Genomic DNA, 17,252 nt, shown 5'->3' with positions numbered 1-17,252 from the left:
TACAGATACGAAAAAAGACCGTCCCGGATAGCTTGCTCTATCCGAACGGCCTTTACTTATAAACAGCATCATTCTCACAAAGATAGCGCAACACGTCAGCTTTGCTACTGACGTGACAGTTCTGCCCCTATTCGAGTACAGACCCAGCCGGAGGAATGGAGAATCCATCTGGCTTCGGCAGCTGCTCCTTTCCAAACTGATCTAAGATCTCTCCTGATCTCCCAGTCTGTACTATTAACAGCCGCATCCTCTACCTCATCAAATGATGAGGATTTGTATGCAATTGAAAACTCAATTAACTTTACTACACACAAGCCTATATTTCAACAAGAATTTTTTACAATAGGAAAGAAACACGTGTTTCTGCGTTTTATCAGATAAGTTGTCTTTTCCTGTTTTCACTAGATTTGTTCACCGTTGTATTGCGTAAAGATGGCATGATCCAGCGATCCACCCCATAACGCCCTGCGTTAACACCGCCAATTAATAGAACCAATCCTAAGATAATAAGAATTAGATTCTGCTGGACCGCGCCACTCAGTAAGAATGAAAGATTCATCAGTATGCCCATCACAGCTGCAAATCCGGTGAAAGCTCCTAGCAGAAGTGCCAAACCTGTCAGTGTTTCTCCCCACATAACGAGAAAGCTGAAAATCTCCGAATTCGGGAGCACCACTCCTTCGAGAAAGTTCGTCCATCCACGCTGAATGAAACCAGCATCTGGTCGCGCTGCCGCTCCTTGCACAAAACTACTCACATCAAAATTGCCGCTCATCAGCTTCCCTATACCAGCTGATAGGAATGTGTATCCAAGATACACTCTAATGATTAGAAAAACAATGGCAGCGCCTTTGCTTTGCCGTATTGCTTGAAACATACTATTTCCTCTCCTATCACTGTCAGATTTGCAAACCTAGTGGATTAGCATTCCTACAGCTCTAGTATAAGAGAATTTTAATAAATTGGAATATTTATACGTTAAACTTAATATACTGGTAATATTTTTGGAAGGTAATTCAACAAATCACCTATCTATACCCTGTTAGGATAAATGCTGGCTTTTCATAATTCTTAGGTAACAGGAGTATATTCCTAATAAAAAATATACTGCTACTGCATGGCCAGCTGATAATAATAATTTGCTGGTTTTGCTTCCCCTTTCATGGTGTAATATCTCGCCAATCGCAAGCTGTAATAATAGACACTAGACTTATCCTCAATAGACTCAAAATAGGAGATTCCTTTACTCCAGACACTTTCAAAACAGTCTCGGTCTATAAACTGTTTGTGTAGCATGGCAAAGGCCCATTGATAAATCATATCTTGTCCTGTTTTACTCATTTCAAATCCAATTTGATAAAAGTGCAACGCTTCCTGCTGGCGATCAGTGTGGAAAAGTGATTCTGTCAGATAGTAAATACTTTTTAAGCAGGGCTTGTTAGTTGTTGTTTGGACAGCCTGTTCAAAATAATGAATTGCCTCTTTAAATTTCTGCTGTACGAAAGCTAGAAGGCCAAGATTATGATGCACCATTGCTGTCAACTCTGAAGATGATGTCGTTTCTGAAGGTTGGAAGGCTAGCGCCTCTAGGAGATGTGATTCTGCTCGATTGAAGTTCCGAGCTTCCAGGTGATTGAGTCCAAGCAATAAATTACACTTTGCTGCATGAAGCTCTTGGTTGTGCGCTGCTGCATAACCCAAAGCTTTTGCAGCATGAAAGGCTGATAATGCTGGAATGTAGGCCTGATAATAGGCATTTGCCAGCTTATAATAAAAATCAGCCTTTTCTTCTTCTCTCGTAATATAAAGTTCTGCATGTTCAAAATATCGTATTGCATCTTTCCATTTGTTTTCTTGTAAGAAAATTTGCCCTTTAAAGTAATGATAATAGTATGCATTTACTGGTGTTAAAGCACGGCCTTTGGCTTCAAAATTTCCCATCAGCCTTTCTGCTTCATCTATTTCCTCATTCATAATCTTGTACCGAATAAAATGCAGATCAGCAGCAACTAACACGCCCTCTGCTGCTGCATCCTTTTTTAATGCTTCTATTACCTCGGCCAGGATAGCCGCTGCCTCTTTTCTCTCTTGCTTTATCATGTCGTAGAAGTCTAGAAGCAAAGCGCTGAGATTTTTATCCGTTTCTGACAAAACGATATTCACCTTAACTCCTCCTTCATCATTACTATATGTTATTCACCATTTTTAGCTGAAATCTTATATGATATCGTTTAATTCTCCACCAATCAGGAAAATCCTTTCTGTAAAGAGGAAAAAGAAGGATTAACGGTAAAAATTCCGTTAATCCTTCTTTACATGTCGTATAATCTCTTTTATCTCTGATAATTCGCTAATTCTCGGCAATTGCACGTGCTGATTATAAGATTGATTCTTTACAAATACCTTGGTTTTGGATTCCTTCAGTAAGGTGTCCAGCACATCCGGCTTGTCATCAACATAATAATCCAGTGCAAGCTCTTTTATAATAAAAATTTTCTCTTCGTCTTTCATTCCGTAAAAGAATTGCTCATTCTTGACAGGAAAGCCGAGATCTTGCATCCACCCTTTTGTTCGTTCACCGTGTTCCTTTGGTCGGGAAGTAATGTAATAAATCTCATGACCGTCTTGCTCTAATTCCTGCAAGAGCTCGACTGCATTCGGAAACGGCGGACAGGTAGTATAGTAGATTTCCTCCAAACTAGAATTCCACATGTCACGCCCTTGTTCGTCCGTCAGTCCGAATGGCTCATGGATTTCGACTCGCTCGAGCTTATGAAACACAGCAAGCGGAATGTGCTGCTCCATCTTTTTATTATACAGATGAAACGCGTGCTCCCGCAGATTGATGAGTGTATCATCAATATCAAATCCGAATTTCATTATTTTTCTTCTCCTTTGCGGTATTGCGGATAGCCGATGAACTTAAAGTCTTGTCCAATTTTTATAATATCTGTATGCGTCAAATCAACCGCGTCTGCCATTTTCGCAAAGCCTGTTCCTTCCAGGAAAGTAGGTGCAGCTTTACCGCCGATTAGTTTAGGTGCAAAATACAGCACAACTTTGTCGATGAGATGCTGCTCCAGGAAAGAAGCATGTACGCTGCCTCCACCTTCAATCAACACCGAAGAAACAAGCTGTTCACCTAATATGTTTACTACTTCCTTTACATCCACACGGCTGCTGCCGCTAGTGCGGAATATCTTTATCCCTTTACGAAGGAGCGTCTGCTCTTTTTCACTGTCTGCTTGCTGACTTGTGAAAATCCAAGTATCCGCCAGTTTGTCTGTGACTACTTTGCTGTCCAGCGGAATTCTAAGTGTGGAATCAAGTACGATGCGCAGCGGATGACGTCCGTTCGGTATTCTGGCTGTCAGCTCGGGGTTGTCTTCAATCACGGTGTTCACACCAACAAGGATAGCCATGTTTTCATGACGAAGCCGGTGAACATCTTGTCTGGAAGCAGCGGATGTAATCCATTTGCTGTCCAAGGTATGTGTCGCAATCTTGCCGTCCAATGTTGTCCCTGCTTTGAGCGTAACAAACGGCTTTTTCTCAACGATAAATTTATTGAACACCTCGTTCATCTGCCGAGCCTCTTCTTCCCGTACGCCGATAATCACTTCAATCCCGGCTTCCTCCAGGATTTTCACGCCGTTTCCAGCCACAAGCGGATTCGGATCAAGCGTTGCGATAACCACTTTCTTTATCCCAGCTTCTTTAATCGCTACGGCACATGGGCCAGTTCTGCCATAGTGAGAGCAAGGCTCAAGCGTGACATAAATTGTCCCGCCTTTTGCCTGTTCTCCTGCCATGCGGATCGCATGAATCTCTGCATGAGGTTCTCCAGCCTTTAAATGTGTACCAATTCCGACGATGCGATTATCATTGACAATAACAGATCCAACCAATGGGTTCGGATCTGTCTGCCCTTTCATCGCTCGCGCGTTTTGCAATGCCAAGTCCATATAAAACGTATGATCAGTCATTACTGCAGATCTCCTCATCACCAAGGTGACCGGAACGGACGATTTTTGTTTTAAGATAATTCTCGTTATATTCGGATACATCTCCCCAAAGTGCAGCACGGCCAGATAGCTGCATGCCTGCCTGTTCCATTGCTGCCAGCTTCCGCGGATTATTCGTCATCAATGTTACTGGTTTTGTTCGCAACGCTTTTAGCACTTGAATTGCATCCGTATAATCTCGGGAGTCATCTACAAAGCCGAGAGCCTGATTTGCTTCTACTGTATCGTAGTCGTTTTCCTGCAGAATGTAGGCCATTGCCTTGCTGAACAAGCCAATACCGCGTCCTTCGTGGTTAGCAAGGTAGAATAAAGCACCCGCGCCATGCTCGACGATTTTCTGCATCGACTGCTTCAGCTGGAAGCCGCAGTCACAGCGTTTGCTGCCAAAAATATCACCTGTATGGCAAATGGAATGCATCCGAATCAGCGCATCCTCCGCTTCAGCAAACTCACCATAAACAAGCACACTGGATTGCTGCATTTCAGCTAAATTCATATCCGATAGCTTATGAATAATTTCTTCATAATCTTTGGCTACTTCCCTGCAATTCAGCCAGCAATACCACTGGAAGGTTACTGTCTCTCCGTATAAATTCACAGGCAGTTTAATGGGCCCAACCAGATAGATGGCTCCCTCTGCTGTAGGAATAAGTTCTATTTTATCTTTTAATATCGAAATAGCCTTCGATTCTAATTTCATATCCGTCATCAATCTTTCTCCTTTTTTATCAGTGTACGTAGAATATACTGGATTTATGTAGGCACAAGTCCACCTGTCCGTGCACTTCTTCTATCATAGTATGACAAATGCATTCTTTGAAGCAGATGTGCTCAAATTATCTTAAAGATGATGTGCTAACTATACACCGAAAAGCCAGAAGGAGAAATAAAAAGGCTTCTGCTCTTATATTAAAGCAGAAACCTTACGCCATACTTATAGCAGCTAATGTGAACAGAACAACTTTCGCAAGATCAGTCAGGGCGATTTTCACCTGATAACCGACTTTACCAGCACTGAAGATGATACGGTCAAAAGCTTGTGCAGATACATCCAGGATCGTGCGGAAATTCTTTTTCATTCCGATTGGCGAACACCCTCCATGCACATAACCTGTCAGCGGAAGCAATTCCTTGGCTGGCAGCATCCGTACCGACTTCTCTCCAACACTTGCTGCAGCCAGCTTTAAATCCAGCTCTTTCTGCACTGGAATAACAAATACATAATGCTGCCCGGTTTTGCTGACCGTAACGAGCGTCTTAAACACACGCGCGGGATTCTGACCTAACACCTCAGCAACGTCTATACCGCTAATCGCATCGGTATGTGTATAGCTGTAATCGTCATAAGGTATTTTCTTTTGATCCAGAAGGCGCATGACGTTTGTTTTGAAAGCCACTTAAACAGACTCCTTTCCGTAAGGCAGAACGCTATAACCGTTTTACTACCAATAACCCTGCACCTGTAAGAAGCACCATGATGGATCCGTATAACGCCAGAATGCCAAGTTCAATTGTTTGATAACCTATTCCTACAAGTACAAGTAATAGTATGCCTGATAAAAAACCTATACCTACAGATGCCATTAATAAATAATCTTTTATAATTCTCACTGTCCGTTCATCCATTTCAGGCAAGCTTTTTCTGCGCCGGACGAAGCTAATAAGTATTGGCAGCCCAATACCGCATACAACACCGACCAAGGTAAGTATTATGAAGGAAGTTCCAGATGGAAATGGTTCGCCAGCAAAAGTTAACCCAATCCACAGTCCAATGAAACAGCATAGGGTAATAAAAGTGTAAAACAGCAATTCATAACGCTTCTTTCCTTTACGCATATTACTCCTCCTCTAGATAGAATAATTGGTCAAGCGGCACATTAAAATATACCAGCAGACGCAGCGCAAGTTCTAAGCTGGGATTGTATTTCCCTTTTTCAATAGCGTTGATCGTCTGCCGTGTTATTCCAAGATCTTGTGCCATTTTCACTTGTGTAATCTGGCGTTCCTGTCGTATCTCTCTGACTCGATTTGTCACTTTCATCTTCATCATATCCTGTTCTTCTGTAAAGACATCTTTACACATAATATATACCAATAAAAGCCAAGTGTAAAGGTATATTTACACTTGGCTTTTCATTTCATCTACATATTTCTTGACCTCTTTAGAGTTATTCAAAAGGATCACTCGCTTATCCTTTGCTAGTAATTCAAGCTTTTCCAACACAACTGGACGTTTTGATGTCCGATATTGCCAAACCCTTCTGAAAAGCGCCAGATCGAGCTTTTCCTTACACCCTTTCTGCATATCCGGCCGCGAGCGGTTGTGATACATCAGACGCCGCTTTAACACTCTGTACAGACAAATCATCCGGGGCATGTCCAAGAATATAATCGTATCCGCTGCCTCTAAACGAATATCCAGGGTACTATTGTAGTCACCATCAATTATCCAGCTATCCCTGCTCACTAGCTCCTGTTGAATCTGTTTTTGTTCTTCTCTCGGCGTTAAGACCCAATCTGGCTTCCATAGAAGTGCATCTAAATGCCAGACTTCCACTTGCAGCATTTCACCCAGTCTTCTAGCTAAGACAGATTTCCCTGATCCACTTGAACCGACGATTGCAATTCGATTCACTATATGTTTCCTATTCCTTGCTTCATTATTTCCTTTTCCATGTCTGCTTCAGAAATCACACGGATTCCGGCACGTCTGAACATCGCTGTTGTTACGCCGGCAGCAGCCTGCTTATGACCTTGGAAAGTCCCATCATAGATAAAGGAGCTTCCGCAGGAGGGGCTGTTTTCTTTTAACACAACCAAGTCAACATTGTTCGCTTTCGCAATAGCTAGCGTACGCGCTGCTCCTTCTATGTACCTGTCCGTCACGTCTGCCCCCGAATATTCCACTACTTTAGCGGTACCATCCAACACGTCGTAGCCGCTTCCGCCGATAATTTCTGCCGGTTCCCTTGGTGTGAGGAAGCCGCCAAGTAATTCTGGACATACGCTAATTGCTTTTCTCTCCGCAATAAGTTGTTCTATGACGGTGTCGGTGGCAGCTGTTCCATTATAGCGAACAGGCTTACCAGCGAGACACGCACTTACCATGATCATATGCTTCCCTCTCTTTGTTTCAAGTCAGCCTGCTTTCCGAAATGGCTTTACTTGGAAAATGCATCCTTATTATAAATAATACTGTTGTTCCAAACACGAAGCAACACATGTTTCTCCAGCTGACAGCTTCTCATTGCAAACGAAAAGACCCTGTCATAGAGGGCCTTTTTACTCTAACATATCATCTATTTTCTTCGTATACGGCTGCAGATCAAATGACCCGTAAAACTGACTTGTCAGCCGTACTGGATCTCCAAAGAAGAAATACTCATATAGCGCCTCGCGTGTACCAAAAGATGACATAGCAAAGTCCCAAGCCAGCCGAAATAATTTTACGCGATCTTTCCCTTTCCTCGATGTACCCTGAAGATAATGATTAAGATCGGCTTTTTGTTCCGAAGCAAATGCTTGCAATGGCGGGATGCTCATCAGTCCGCTTGCACCTAACTGCTGGATAATGGGTGCAATAGTAGGAGATTGCCGTGCAAATAAATTAGACGCGACTTGCAGCAGTTTTAGATCTGGGCAGCAAGTACCCCAATAGTCTGGTGCTGCATTTTCTTCTGCTTGGTGCAGAAGCGCTTGCAGCACCTCTAATAAAATGAGAAGATTTGCTGCTTTTTCTTGTACATGCTGGTATTCGGCTATATTTATTTCTTCTATAAGTGACTGCACAATTCCAATGGAAAATTCCAATTTAGCGATTCGGCGGATTAACACTTGATGTAATGTTAGTGCAGAAAAGCTGCTTTCTTGTTTAAAGCTGTTCGCTGCCATGACATTATCATAATAAAAAACACGTTCCCAAGGTACGAGCACCTTATCAAATAGAACAATTGTGTCTGTTTCTTCATATCTGGCACTAAGCGGATATTCAGCTCTGCTTTTTCCTGCTGCAAATGTTTCCCTCGCTACAAATGTCAGTCCGTCCGTATTGCTCGGAATAGCAAAGGCGAATGCTCTGTCACGCTTGAACCCAGCAGCCGACATGACAAGCAGTTCATCCGTAATTCCTCCTTGTGTTGCCAGCAGCTTAGCACCTTGAACGATAATACCTTCTTCATTGCGGTCTATTATGGTTGCGCCAACTGGTTCACCTTCTTGTTCAGAATAAAAGTCGCCTCTGTTTACTTGAGGATCAATGAATGTATGCGTCATCGCCAAATCATGACGTTTCACATACGCATAATAATTTCGTAAATGATCCGGAAAACAATTCTCTTTTCCTTCTAATAACCCAGCGGAGGCAGAAAATGCTGTGAGAACGGTATTCATATAATCGGGGCTTCTTCCGATCAAACCGTGCGTTTGATCCGCCCAGCATTTTATCATTTTGCCTCGGCGCTTGATATCTTCCTTCGTTTTTGGCTGCAGATAGGAAAATCCAAAACGTTCGCCAGTATCAGCATCTTTAAATGTCAGTATATTCGTGTGTGATTTTTTGTGCTGCAAATCGTACAATTCCGCTTGTGAGCGCATGATACCTCGAAAGGCAGCATGTTTGGAGAAAGGTTTATTTATCAAGGATTTACCGTATAGCACATGGATACCCATTGCATTAATACTGCTAAGGTACGTATCCCCCGTTCTGACTGACACGAATCTACACCTCCATCGCATAACGCGTTCTGTTCGTGCAAAGAATAAAAGCTGTTACTTATCATTTCGTCTCTCTATGACGGTACGAATTGCTGCAAAAAATAAAATTAAGATAAAGATACCGAATGCAAACAGCATCGTAAACATCGAAAAACCCCCTCTAGGAAACCTATTCCAATTGTTCACAATTTATTCAACACATAGGGCTTGCTAAAGTTTGTGAAGTATTGCACAATATAAATATAAAGAATGTGAAGTGTTTCACATATTTTAAATCTTAACAAAGGTGATGATCTGATATGGAAAGAATCAATAAAGTAGCTTTAATCGGTGCGGGATTCGTTGGGAGCAGCTATGCGTTCGCATTGCTGAACCAGAATATCGTGGATGAACTGGTGATTATTGATTTAAATGAAAATAAAGCGATGGGCGATGCGATGGATCTAAACCACGGTCAGGCATTTGCCCCTCGCCCAACAAAAATAAGTTACGGCACCTATGCTGACTGCCAAGATGCCGATATTGTTTGTATTACAGCTGGTGCGAATCAAAAACCAGGTGAAACGAGATTGGATTTAGTAAGCAAGAACATCAAGATTTTCAAAGGTATTGTAGATGACGTAATGGCTAGCGGTTTTGATGGTGTCTTCTTGATTGCAACAAATCCGGTTGATGTATTAACACATGCTGTCTGGAAATTCAGCGGCCTGCCTAAAGAACGTGTCATCGGCAGCGGTACAACATTGGATTCCAGCCGCCTTCGTTATATGCTTGGAGATTACTTTGGCGTTGCACCGCATGATGTACAGGCACATATGATTGGCGAGCACGGTGATACAGAACTTCCAGTATGGAGCCAAGCAACAATTGGCGGTGTTCCGCTTGAAACGATGATGAACACAGACAGCAAATACAAAACAGAAGACTTGGATGAAATCTACGTAAATGTTCGTGATGCAGCTTATCATGTGATTGAGAAAAAAGGTGCTACTTATTACGGAATCGCGATGAGCCTAGTCCGTGTTACACAGGCAATTCTGGGAGATGAAAGAGCCATATTGCCAGTGACAGCACATCTGAATGGAGAATATGGAGAGAAAGATGTTTATATTGGCGTTCCGACTATTGTAGGACGTGGAGGTGCGCAGCAAGTATTAGAGCTTCCATTAAACGCGAAGGAAAAAGAGCAATTCCAGCACAGTGCCGGTGTCCTTCGCAGCATTGTAGAATCTGCTTTTCCTGAAAACTAATTCAATCCATTAGAAAAGAGATGAGCATGTAATGTGGATGCAAGCTTATGACCCGTTTGGAAGTGAGTATGTTAGTGCCTTAATTGCTTTTTTACCGATTCTGTTTTTCTTGATTGGTTTGACTGCTTTTAAAATGAAAGGAATACTTGCTGCGGGGTTGACGCTCATTATCAGTTTCGCAGTAGCCGTATTTGTCTTTCAAATGCCTGCATTAAAAGCATTATCTGCCATTGTGCTCGGCATCGGCAACGGCTTATGGCCGATTGGCTACATCGTCCTTATGGCAGTTTGGCTGTATAAGCTCGCTGTTAAATCTGGTAAATTCGATGTAATCCGAGGCAGTATTGCTAGTATTTCGCAAGATCATCGCTTACAGCTCTTATTAATTGGCTTTAGTTTTAATGCATTTCTGGAAGGAGCAGCCGGCTTTGGTGTACCAATTGCCATCAGCGCCGCCCTTCTCACACAGCTTGGCTTCCAACCGCTAAAAGCAGCAGGGCTGTGCTTGATTGCCAATGCTTCATCCGGTGCATTCGGCGCTATCGGCATTCCCGTTATTACGGGTGCCCAGCTCGGCGGTATTAGCAGCCTGGAGCTTTCTCGGACACTAGCATTTCTGTTACCGCCAGTCAGCTTTGTTATTCCGTTTCTGCTCGTCTTTATTCTAAACGGATTCAAAGGCATCAGAGAAACCTTGCCTGCACTGCTTGTGCTTAGCGGTACGTATACCATTATCCAAACAGCAACCATGATATTCATCGGGCCGGAACTTGCCAATATTGGTGCTGCCCTTATCAGTATGGGCGTACTTGCTCTCTTCCTCCGCAAATGGCAGCCAAATCATATTTACCGGGAAAAAGGAGCAGAAGTGCAAGAACAGCCTCAACGTTATACGTTAGGACAAGTAGCGAAAGCTTGGTCTCCGTTCTATATCTTAACAATTGTCATCGCCCTATGGAGTGCGCCATTCTTCAAGCAACTGTTTGCAGTTGATGGACCGCTGGCAGGCTTGATTGCTTATGTGAAAATGCCGTTTCTGCATCAGGAAGTTGTTCAAATCGCACCAATTGCTGTCACAAACACACCGATGGATGCCATTTTGAAACTGGACTTTGTGTCTGCAACTGGTACGGCCATCTTAGTAGCTATTATCTTAACAAGCTTTTTCAGCCGGAATATCAACTGGAAATGTGCAGCTAGCGGCTTGCAAGAAGCAGCCAAGGAACTGTGGATTCCCGTCCTGACTATCTGCTTTATTATGGCGTTTGCCAACCTATCAAACTATGCCGGACTAAGCGCCGCAATAGGTTTGGCTTTAGCCAAAACAGGCAGCCTGTTCCCGCTATTCAGTCCGGTACTTGGCTGGATTGGTGTCTTCATCACAGGATCTGTTGTCAGCAACAACGCACTATTCGGAACGCTGCAAGTCGTTACCGGCAGCCAGATCGGCACCAGTTCCACATTGCTATTATCCGCTAATACAGCCGGCGGTGTTATGGCCAAACTCATCTCACCACAGTCTATCGCTATCGCCACTGCTGCGGTAAAAGAAACCGGAAACGAATCTGCACTGTTTAATATGACGATTAAGTACAGCTTACTGCTGGCCGGATTTGTTTGTATTTTGACGTTTGTGCTGTCGCTATTTTTATAAGACAAAAAAGCTGACGTTTGTTTGACGTCAGCTTTCTGCTGTGGATTTCACATTTTATTGTTTCTGCTACAGGCTAACTTTCCGACCAGCTTGTTTCCTATGCTTATTGGTCTTACTTTCATTACCCAAATCTACTGTATTTAAATAAACTTCAACACAAGAAAGAACACAGGCGGAACAAGTAAGGCGGGCAGAAAGTTCATGGTTTTAAATTTTTTAATACCTAGAATGCTAAGCCCTGAAGCCATAATTAGCACGCCGCCGACAATACTCACTTCATTCAGCAAATCGACATTCACGGTGCTCTCCAATAATTTGGCCAATAAATAAATTGATCCTTGCCACAAAAATACGACACCTGCGGACAGCGCTATACCAAAGCCGAATGTAGATGCCAGCACAAGTGATGTGACAAAATCAAGCATCGCATTTGCCAATAAGTAAGCATAATCTTGGTGCAGTGCTGCTTCTACCGGACCTAAAATGGAGAGCGATCCAATACAAAAAAGCAAGATAGCTGTAGAGAGACCTTCAGCCAAGTTGGATCTTGAAAACTTCCTTACTAAATTATTAAATCGAGCATCTAAATCCAGCTTCTCCCCTGCGATTGCTCCGATAGCAAGACTAATGATAAACAAAACCGAATAGTTGCTTTGTGGCAGATGTCCCACAATCGCATTTACACCTAATGCCAGCGCCGCCAAACCCATAGCCTGCATTAAAATTGTTTGATAGCTGTCTTTTAATCCCTTTTTAAATACTGTGCCAAGTGTACTGCCGATAAGAATCATAGCTACGTTGAATAGTGTTCCGAACATCTGAATCCTCCTACAATCTACGCTTCCGTTACACGCCCCTACCTTCATACCATGATATATATGAAAACAGCCGTTACCGCCGCTCCAGAGTAAATACACATCATTATAGTATAACGGTTCCATCTATGAAGAAATCACTGTCCTCTATTATTAATCCTTGCATGGAAGGGATAACTAGAGCACAGACCGGTTTTGTCATGAAATAAAAAAGGCCCGTGATTTTTTACAGCATTTCCTTTATGTAATCATACACGTTCTTCAATATCATCACAGTCGTCACAATAATAAATAAAACCCGTACATAGCCGCTGCCATTTTTAATCGCAAAACGGGAACCGACAATAGAGCCAAAGACTCCTGATATGCCCATAATAAGACCGATAGCAAAGTGAACTTGTCCTAAAATAATAAAAAGAATAAGTGCTGCAACGTTACTTCCTAAATTTAATAGTTTAGCAGTACCCGCTGCCTGCAAGAAATCATAGCCAATAAACAGAAAAGCAAAGATAAGGAAAGAGCCGGTACCTGGCCCAAGAAAACCATCATAAAAGCCTATTAGGGTAATAACTGCAGCAAAAAGAAGCAATCCTTTTGGTTTTAAGCGCTCAAAAGTAGAGACGCTGCCCCACTCCTTCTTTTTAATCGTATAAATAGCAACGACAACGAGCATAACGAGCATGAGCGGCTTAAATAATGCTGGATCAATGATATGTACAGTCCACGCTCCGAACAGCGATCCGATAAATGACAACGGAAAGAACTTCATAACTGACTTTAACTCCAAATTGCCTGAGCGATAAAACATAAATGTACTAGTTAGCGACCCCATTGTTCCGGCTACTTTATTGGTCGCCACTGCAGCTGCCGGATTCAGTCCCGCAAACAGCAATGCCGGAATTGTTATCAAACCGCCGCCTCCGACAACAGAATCAATAAACGCGGCAAGAAAGCCAAATAAAATAACAAGCAGTATTGTTTCCACATCTAAATACATAAAGCCCTTCCTGCCCTTTCTTAAAATATATAGTAACCACTATATATTATCATAAGGCATTCACTCGAAGAGCCATTTCTTCGTTTATCTGCCTTACTAACTATTTCGCTTATACATCATTCGCACAGCGTCGAAAACGAATGCTATTCCTATCAATAAGAATGATACGCGGAACACAGTCGAACCAAAACGATGGGCGGAAAAATAGGCTGCACTCATATACAAAATAAGCGCACCAATTAACAGTTGAAGAATGTTTATAGCCAGGCGTTTATGTCTGTTGAAGGTTTGCATCGTTATACTTAACATCACAGCAGCACTTATCAGCGTTAGCAATGGATATACAGGGTAGAATTTAATAGCATAAACAAAGAAATCAATCCACAGGATGTCTTGTGGAAAAACTGGATTAGCAGCAAGCAAGTGTGTAAAAGGAGCCGAGTTTGACCACTCAAACGAATCTTCAATAAGATTACTCCCTTCATAGAGGGAAAACATGAAACCAACAGTAAAACCGCATAACGCCGCGACAAATCCAGCGTGTCTCATTCCCATTTTTTGTTTCCTCCTGCTAATTCAGTTTTGTTTTACATACAAAAGTTCATTGTTTTTCTCACAATATATTGACAATAGATCGTTTTCATTCTATCATTTACGTAATTGATATTGATTCTCATTTTCATCACTTATTAGAAAAGAAAGCAGGGTTAATTATGAAAAAAACAGCAATTGCTTTATTTGGGCTTCTTTTACTCATTCTAAGCGCATGTGGATCGTCAGATGATTCCAGTGCATCGGGAAGTGAGAAAGAAACAAACGAAACAGTTACATATGAATCAGAAACTGGCGCGGTTGAAGTGCCAGCTGATCCGAAGCGTGTCGTTGTTCTTGCTTCTTACGCAGGTAATGTGGAAGCATTAGGTGTTGACATAGTAGGCGTGGATGGTTGGGCTAAGAAAAGCCCAGTATTGGCGGAAGGCCTTGAAGATGCCGAAACCGTAACCGAAGATGATGTCGAAAAAATTCTAGAGCTGAAACCAGACCTTATTATCGGTGCGAGCACTACGAAAAACTTGGATAAATTCAAAGAAATTGCTCCAACCGTAACGTACACATATAATAAACTGGATTATTTGGCTCAGCACGTAGAGATTGGGAAACTATTGAATAAGGAAGAGGAAGCACAAAAACAAGTAGATGACTACAAGACACGTGCCAAAGAAGTTGGAGATAAAATTAAAGCTAAAATTGGCGAAGACACAACTGTTACAGTCATTGAAAAATATGAAAAAGGTATAGGCGTACTTGGCGATAGCTGGGGCCGCGGCACCGAAGTACTTTATCAAGCTATGGGATTAAAAATGCCAGAAAAGACAAAAGAAGTGACCAAAAAAGATGGCTACATGATGATTTCAGAGGAAGTTTTAGCTGATTACGTTGGCGATTACCTCGTTACCAGCCAGTATAGTGACCAAGATAATTCTTATCAGGAATCCGAGCTGTTCAAAGAAATTCCCGCAGTCAAAGAGGGGCATTTACTAAAAGCAGATGCAAATGCATTTTTGTTCAACGATCCGTTAACATTGGAATACCAAGTCGATTTCTTTGAAGAAGAATTTTTGAAATAATATAGTGAAGCCAGGACATACAGAGAGTGACCGAATCTTGTAAGATTCGGTCACTCTTTTATTTGCTGCGAATTTTCGTTTCTTACCAATCGCCCTTTATACCATTCAAATCATGATAAACCTTATCCAATTCTTGCCCAAGCTTATCTGCTGGTAACTTGTTTCGATTGATCCACGCCGTGTGAAAACCAAAATTGGCAGCGCCGTTAATATCCCAGCCATTGGAGGATAGGAATAATACCTCTTCCCGCTTTACTCCTAGCTGTTTTAATACATACGCATACGCTGCGGTAGTAGGCTTGTACGCCTTAATTTCATCCACACTCACGATAGCATCAAAGTGTTCCGTAAGACCGGCATGCTGCAGCAGCGGCTCCAGCATCGTGTGCGGACCGTTAGAAAACACTGCTAGCTTTCGATTTTGAAAGTGCTGCAATACTTCTTTTGTCTCTTCGTAAGGCTGCAGCTGGTTGTACGCTTGCATCAAGTCTTGAACAATCTCATCCGAATACTTGCAATTATGTTTTTCCAAACTATAATCCAAGGCATCCTTTGTCACTTGTGCGAACGATTCATACTGCCCCATCAGCTGTCTCAAAAAAGCGTATTCAAGCTGCTTTGACCGCCAAACCGAGGAAATAGACTCCCCTTTTTCAGGGAAATGTTGTTCACACGCATCCTGGACACTATGCACATCAAACAGCGTTCCGTATACATCAAATACCATAGCTTTTATTTTAGTCATTGGAAGCTCCTTTTTCCTGTTGTTTTTCCTTTGTACTATTCCGCATCATCAATGAGATCGGCACCATGATAATCATTAGAATACTTGATATAACAAAAGCTTCATTAATTGTCTGTAAGCTTGCCTGCTGTGCCGCTTCTCCTGCTGCCGTTAAATTCGCCCGGCGTACTTCATAATAAATACTGAAAAAGACAATACCGAATGCGGACGATATTTGCCGCAACACATTGTTCATCGCCGAGCCTTGAGAGACAAGATGCTCGGGTATGTCATTCATGCCCGCAGTGGTTGCAGGCATGTTGCTGAGACCCAGGCCTGCTCCTCTGACCATATTGATCACTAAGATAAGCCAAAAAGGTGCAGATAAGCTGAGATTCCCGATTAAGAAAGTAGATACTGCTAAAATCAGCAACCCTGGCGGCACAACCCACCTTGGCCCTTTCTTATCTAATAGTCTTCCGCCTAGTGACATCATAACTCCACTCAGTAAAGCTGCTGGCAGGAATAACAGTCCTGTTTGGATTTCACTCAGCCCGTAGACATTTTGAATCAACAATGGCAGCAAGAAAATACCGGAGAATAAACCAATAGAAGCTGTCGTCGTTACCGCAATCGAAACAGCGTAGTTCGTATTACGAAATACAGATAACTCCAATAACGGCTGCTTCTTTTTGCGCTCATAAAACACGAAAACAACCATTGCTGTAACACCAATCGCAATCAATACTAAATTCGCTGGTGACAGAAGAATATCCAGTGTCTGTCCGCGGCCAAGCGCATATAAAATTAAACCGATCCCAAGCGTAACAAATACAAAGCCGCCTTTATCAAAGCGACGTTCTGGATTAGCAGCCGTTGATTTTAAGTATCGACTGGCCAGCAGCAAGCCAAGCAGACCAAATGGCAAATTGAACGCAAATAGAAAAGGCCACGGCAAATACGTAATCAAGATTCCGCCAACCGTTGGACCAATTGCTGGGGCCACCATAGCCGCAACACCGTAAATGCCGACTGCAAGACCTCGTTCCTGTTTCGGAAACGCTTGAAATATAAGCGCCATGGAAATAGGCATCATCAATCCGCCGCCGATACCTTGCACAAATCGCGCTGCAATCACGAACGGCAGACTGCTCGTAAAAATACCAAAAATGGACCCTGTCAGAAATATCGCAAGGCCCAGCAAGTAAATGCTTTTTTTCCCAAACCTATCTCCAAGATACCCTGTCACCGGCATGGTCATACCCATCGCCACCATAAAAATGGTCAAGATCCAGCCAACACTAACTGCATTGGCGTTAAACGTTGAAATTAACGACGGCAAAGCCGGATTCAGCATACTATTATTTAGAATGACAGTGAATGTGCCAAAAAGGACCGCAACAACAACTAACCATTTAGATTCTAATTTACTCACATACATGCTCC

Annotated in this window: 19 protein-coding genes and 1 riboswitch; of the genes, 3 read left to right on the top strand and 16 right to left on the bottom strand. The window is 42.6% G+C overall.

Going from position 1 to position 17,252, the window contains the following annotated elements:
• Positions 1-75 precede the first annotated feature (75 nt).
• Positions 76-261, bottom strand: a riboswitch (Lysine riboswitch).
• 112 nt (positions 262-373) lie between these two features.
• The 11 genes from KS242_RS03275 to hpaB form a co-directional block, all read right to left on the bottom strand.
• Complete coding sequence (locus tag KS242_RS03275) at positions 374-877, bottom strand: DoxX family membrane protein (protein WP_217322997.1); 504 nt, start codon at positions 875-877, stop codon at positions 374-376.
• A gap of 233 nt (positions 878-1,110) precedes the next feature.
• Positions 1,111-2,163, bottom strand: coding sequence for a tetratricopeptide repeat protein (locus KS242_RS03270; protein WP_217322996.1), 1,053 nt, complete (start codon positions 2,161-2,163; stop codon positions 1,111-1,113).
• A gap of 138 nt (positions 2,164-2,301) precedes the next feature.
• A complete protein-coding gene (locus KS242_RS03265) occupies positions 2,302-2,880 on the bottom strand; it encodes a 5' nucleotidase, NT5C type (protein WP_217322995.1) in 579 nt (192 codons plus the stop codon).
• Positions 2,880-3,986 carry a bifunctional diaminohydroxyphosphoribosylaminopyrimidine deaminase/5-amino-6-(5-phosphoribosylamino)uracil reductase RibD gene (ribD, locus tag KS242_RS03260; RefSeq protein ID WP_217322994.1) on the bottom strand — a complete coding sequence of 369 codons (1,107 nt, stop codon included), beginning with the start codon at positions 3,984-3,986 and terminating at the stop codon, positions 2,880-2,882. The genes KS242_RS03265 and ribD overlap by 1 nt, the downstream gene beginning before the upstream one ends.
• Complete coding sequence (locus tag KS242_RS03255) at positions 3,979-4,734, bottom strand: GTP cyclohydrolase II (RefSeq protein ID WP_217322993.1); 756 nt, start codon at positions 4,732-4,734, stop codon at positions 3,979-3,981. Before KS242_RS03255 ends, ribD begins: the two co-directional genes overlap by 8 nt.
• Before the next feature lie 214 nt (positions 4,735-4,948).
• Entirely contained in the window at positions 4,949-5,422 is a 474-nt protein-coding gene (ybaK, locus tag KS242_RS03250; protein ID WP_217322992.1) for a Cys-tRNA(Pro) deacylase, read from the bottom strand.
• A 31-nt stretch (positions 5,423-5,453) separates the two neighbouring features.
• On the bottom strand, positions 5,454-5,861 hold the full coding sequence (locus KS242_RS03245; protein WP_217322991.1) for a hypothetical protein: 408 nt from the start codon (positions 5,859-5,861) through the stop codon (positions 5,454-5,456).
• A gap of 1 nt (position 5,862) precedes the next feature.
• Positions 5,863-6,066, bottom strand: a complete 204-nt coding sequence (locus KS242_RS03240) for a helix-turn-helix transcriptional regulator (RefSeq protein WP_217324043.1) — start codon at positions 6,064-6,066, stop codon at positions 5,863-5,865.
• 78 nt (positions 6,067-6,144) lie between these two features.
• A complete protein-coding gene (locus KS242_RS03235) occupies positions 6,145-6,660 on the bottom strand; it encodes a DNA topology modulation protein (RefSeq protein WP_217322990.1) in 516 nt (171 codons plus the stop codon).
• Positions 6,660-7,139, bottom strand: a complete 480-nt coding sequence (locus KS242_RS03230; protein ID WP_217322989.1) for a 2-thiouracil desulfurase family protein — start codon at positions 7,137-7,139, stop codon at positions 6,660-6,662. Before KS242_RS03230 ends, KS242_RS03235 begins: the two co-directional genes overlap by 1 nt.
• A 168-nt stretch (positions 7,140-7,307) precedes the next feature.
• Positions 7,308-8,738, bottom strand: a complete 1,431-nt coding sequence (gene hpaB, locus KS242_RS03225) for a 4-hydroxyphenylacetate 3-monooxygenase, oxygenase component (RefSeq protein ID WP_254391788.1) — start codon at positions 8,736-8,738, stop codon at positions 7,308-7,310.
• A 299-nt stretch (positions 8,739-9,037) separates the two neighbouring features.
• Between hpaB and KS242_RS03220 the strand changes: the two genes are divergently transcribed.
• Together KS242_RS03220 and KS242_RS03215 are read left to right on the top strand one after the other, a co-directional pair.
• Complete coding sequence (locus KS242_RS03220; RefSeq protein ID WP_217322987.1) at positions 9,038-9,988, top strand: L-lactate dehydrogenase; 951 nt, start codon at positions 9,038-9,040, stop codon at positions 9,986-9,988.
• A 31-nt stretch (positions 9,989-10,019) separates the two neighbouring features.
• The gene (locus KS242_RS03215; protein WP_217322986.1) at positions 10,020-11,642 is read left to right on the top strand and encodes an L-lactate permease; all 1,623 of its coding nucleotides are present in this window, start codon (positions 10,020-10,022) and stop codon (positions 11,640-11,642) included.
• 140 nt (positions 11,643-11,782) lie between these two features.
• Here KS242_RS03215 and KS242_RS03210 read toward each other — a convergent pair whose 3' ends face one another.
• The 3 genes from KS242_RS03210 to KS242_RS03200 form a co-directional block, all read right to left on the bottom strand.
• The gene (locus KS242_RS03210; RefSeq protein ID WP_217322985.1) at positions 11,783-12,460 is read right to left on the bottom strand and encodes a DUF554 domain-containing protein; all 678 of its coding nucleotides are present in this window, start codon (positions 12,458-12,460) and stop codon (positions 11,783-11,785) included.
• Between the two features lie 223 nt (positions 12,461-12,683).
• Positions 12,684-13,454: a TSUP family transporter gene (locus KS242_RS03205; RefSeq protein WP_217322984.1), complete on the bottom strand. Its 771-nt coding sequence runs from the start codon at positions 13,452-13,454 to the stop codon at positions 12,684-12,686.
• Between the two features lie 96 nt (positions 13,455-13,550).
• Positions 13,551-14,009, bottom strand: coding sequence for a DUF4306 domain-containing protein (locus KS242_RS03200; RefSeq protein WP_217322983.1), 459 nt, complete (start codon positions 14,007-14,009; stop codon positions 13,551-13,553).
• A gap of 158 nt (positions 14,010-14,167) precedes the next feature.
• Between KS242_RS03200 and KS242_RS03195 the strand changes: the two genes are divergently transcribed.
• Positions 14,168-15,082, top strand: coding sequence for an ABC transporter substrate-binding protein (locus tag KS242_RS03195; RefSeq protein ID WP_217322982.1), 915 nt, complete (start codon positions 14,168-14,170; stop codon positions 15,080-15,082).
• 82 nt (positions 15,083-15,164) lie between these two features.
• Here the strand turns inward: KS242_RS03195 and KS242_RS03190 are convergent, their stop codons facing one another.
• Both KS242_RS03190 and KS242_RS03185 read right to left on the bottom strand, forming a co-directional pair.
• Positions 15,165-15,827: a haloacid dehalogenase type II gene (locus KS242_RS03190; protein ID WP_217322981.1), complete on the bottom strand. Its 663-nt coding sequence runs from the start codon at positions 15,825-15,827 to the stop codon at positions 15,165-15,167.
• Positions 15,820-17,247 (bottom strand): MDR family MFS transporter, encoded by a 1,428-nt coding sequence (locus tag KS242_RS03185; protein WP_371747589.1) that lies wholly within the window; start codon positions 17,245-17,247, stop codon positions 15,820-15,822. Before KS242_RS03185 ends, KS242_RS03190 begins: the two co-directional genes overlap by 8 nt.
• Between the last annotated feature and the right edge of the window lie 5 nt (positions 17,248-17,252).

The organism is Terribacillus sp. DMT04 (assembly GCF_019056395.1).
Lineage (GTDB): Bacteria > Bacillota > Bacilli > Bacillales > Amphibacillaceae > Terribacillus > Terribacillus aidingensis_A.
The sequence above is the reverse complement of the archived record's forward strand: the minus strand, read 5'-3'. Positions and strand labels throughout refer to the sequence as shown.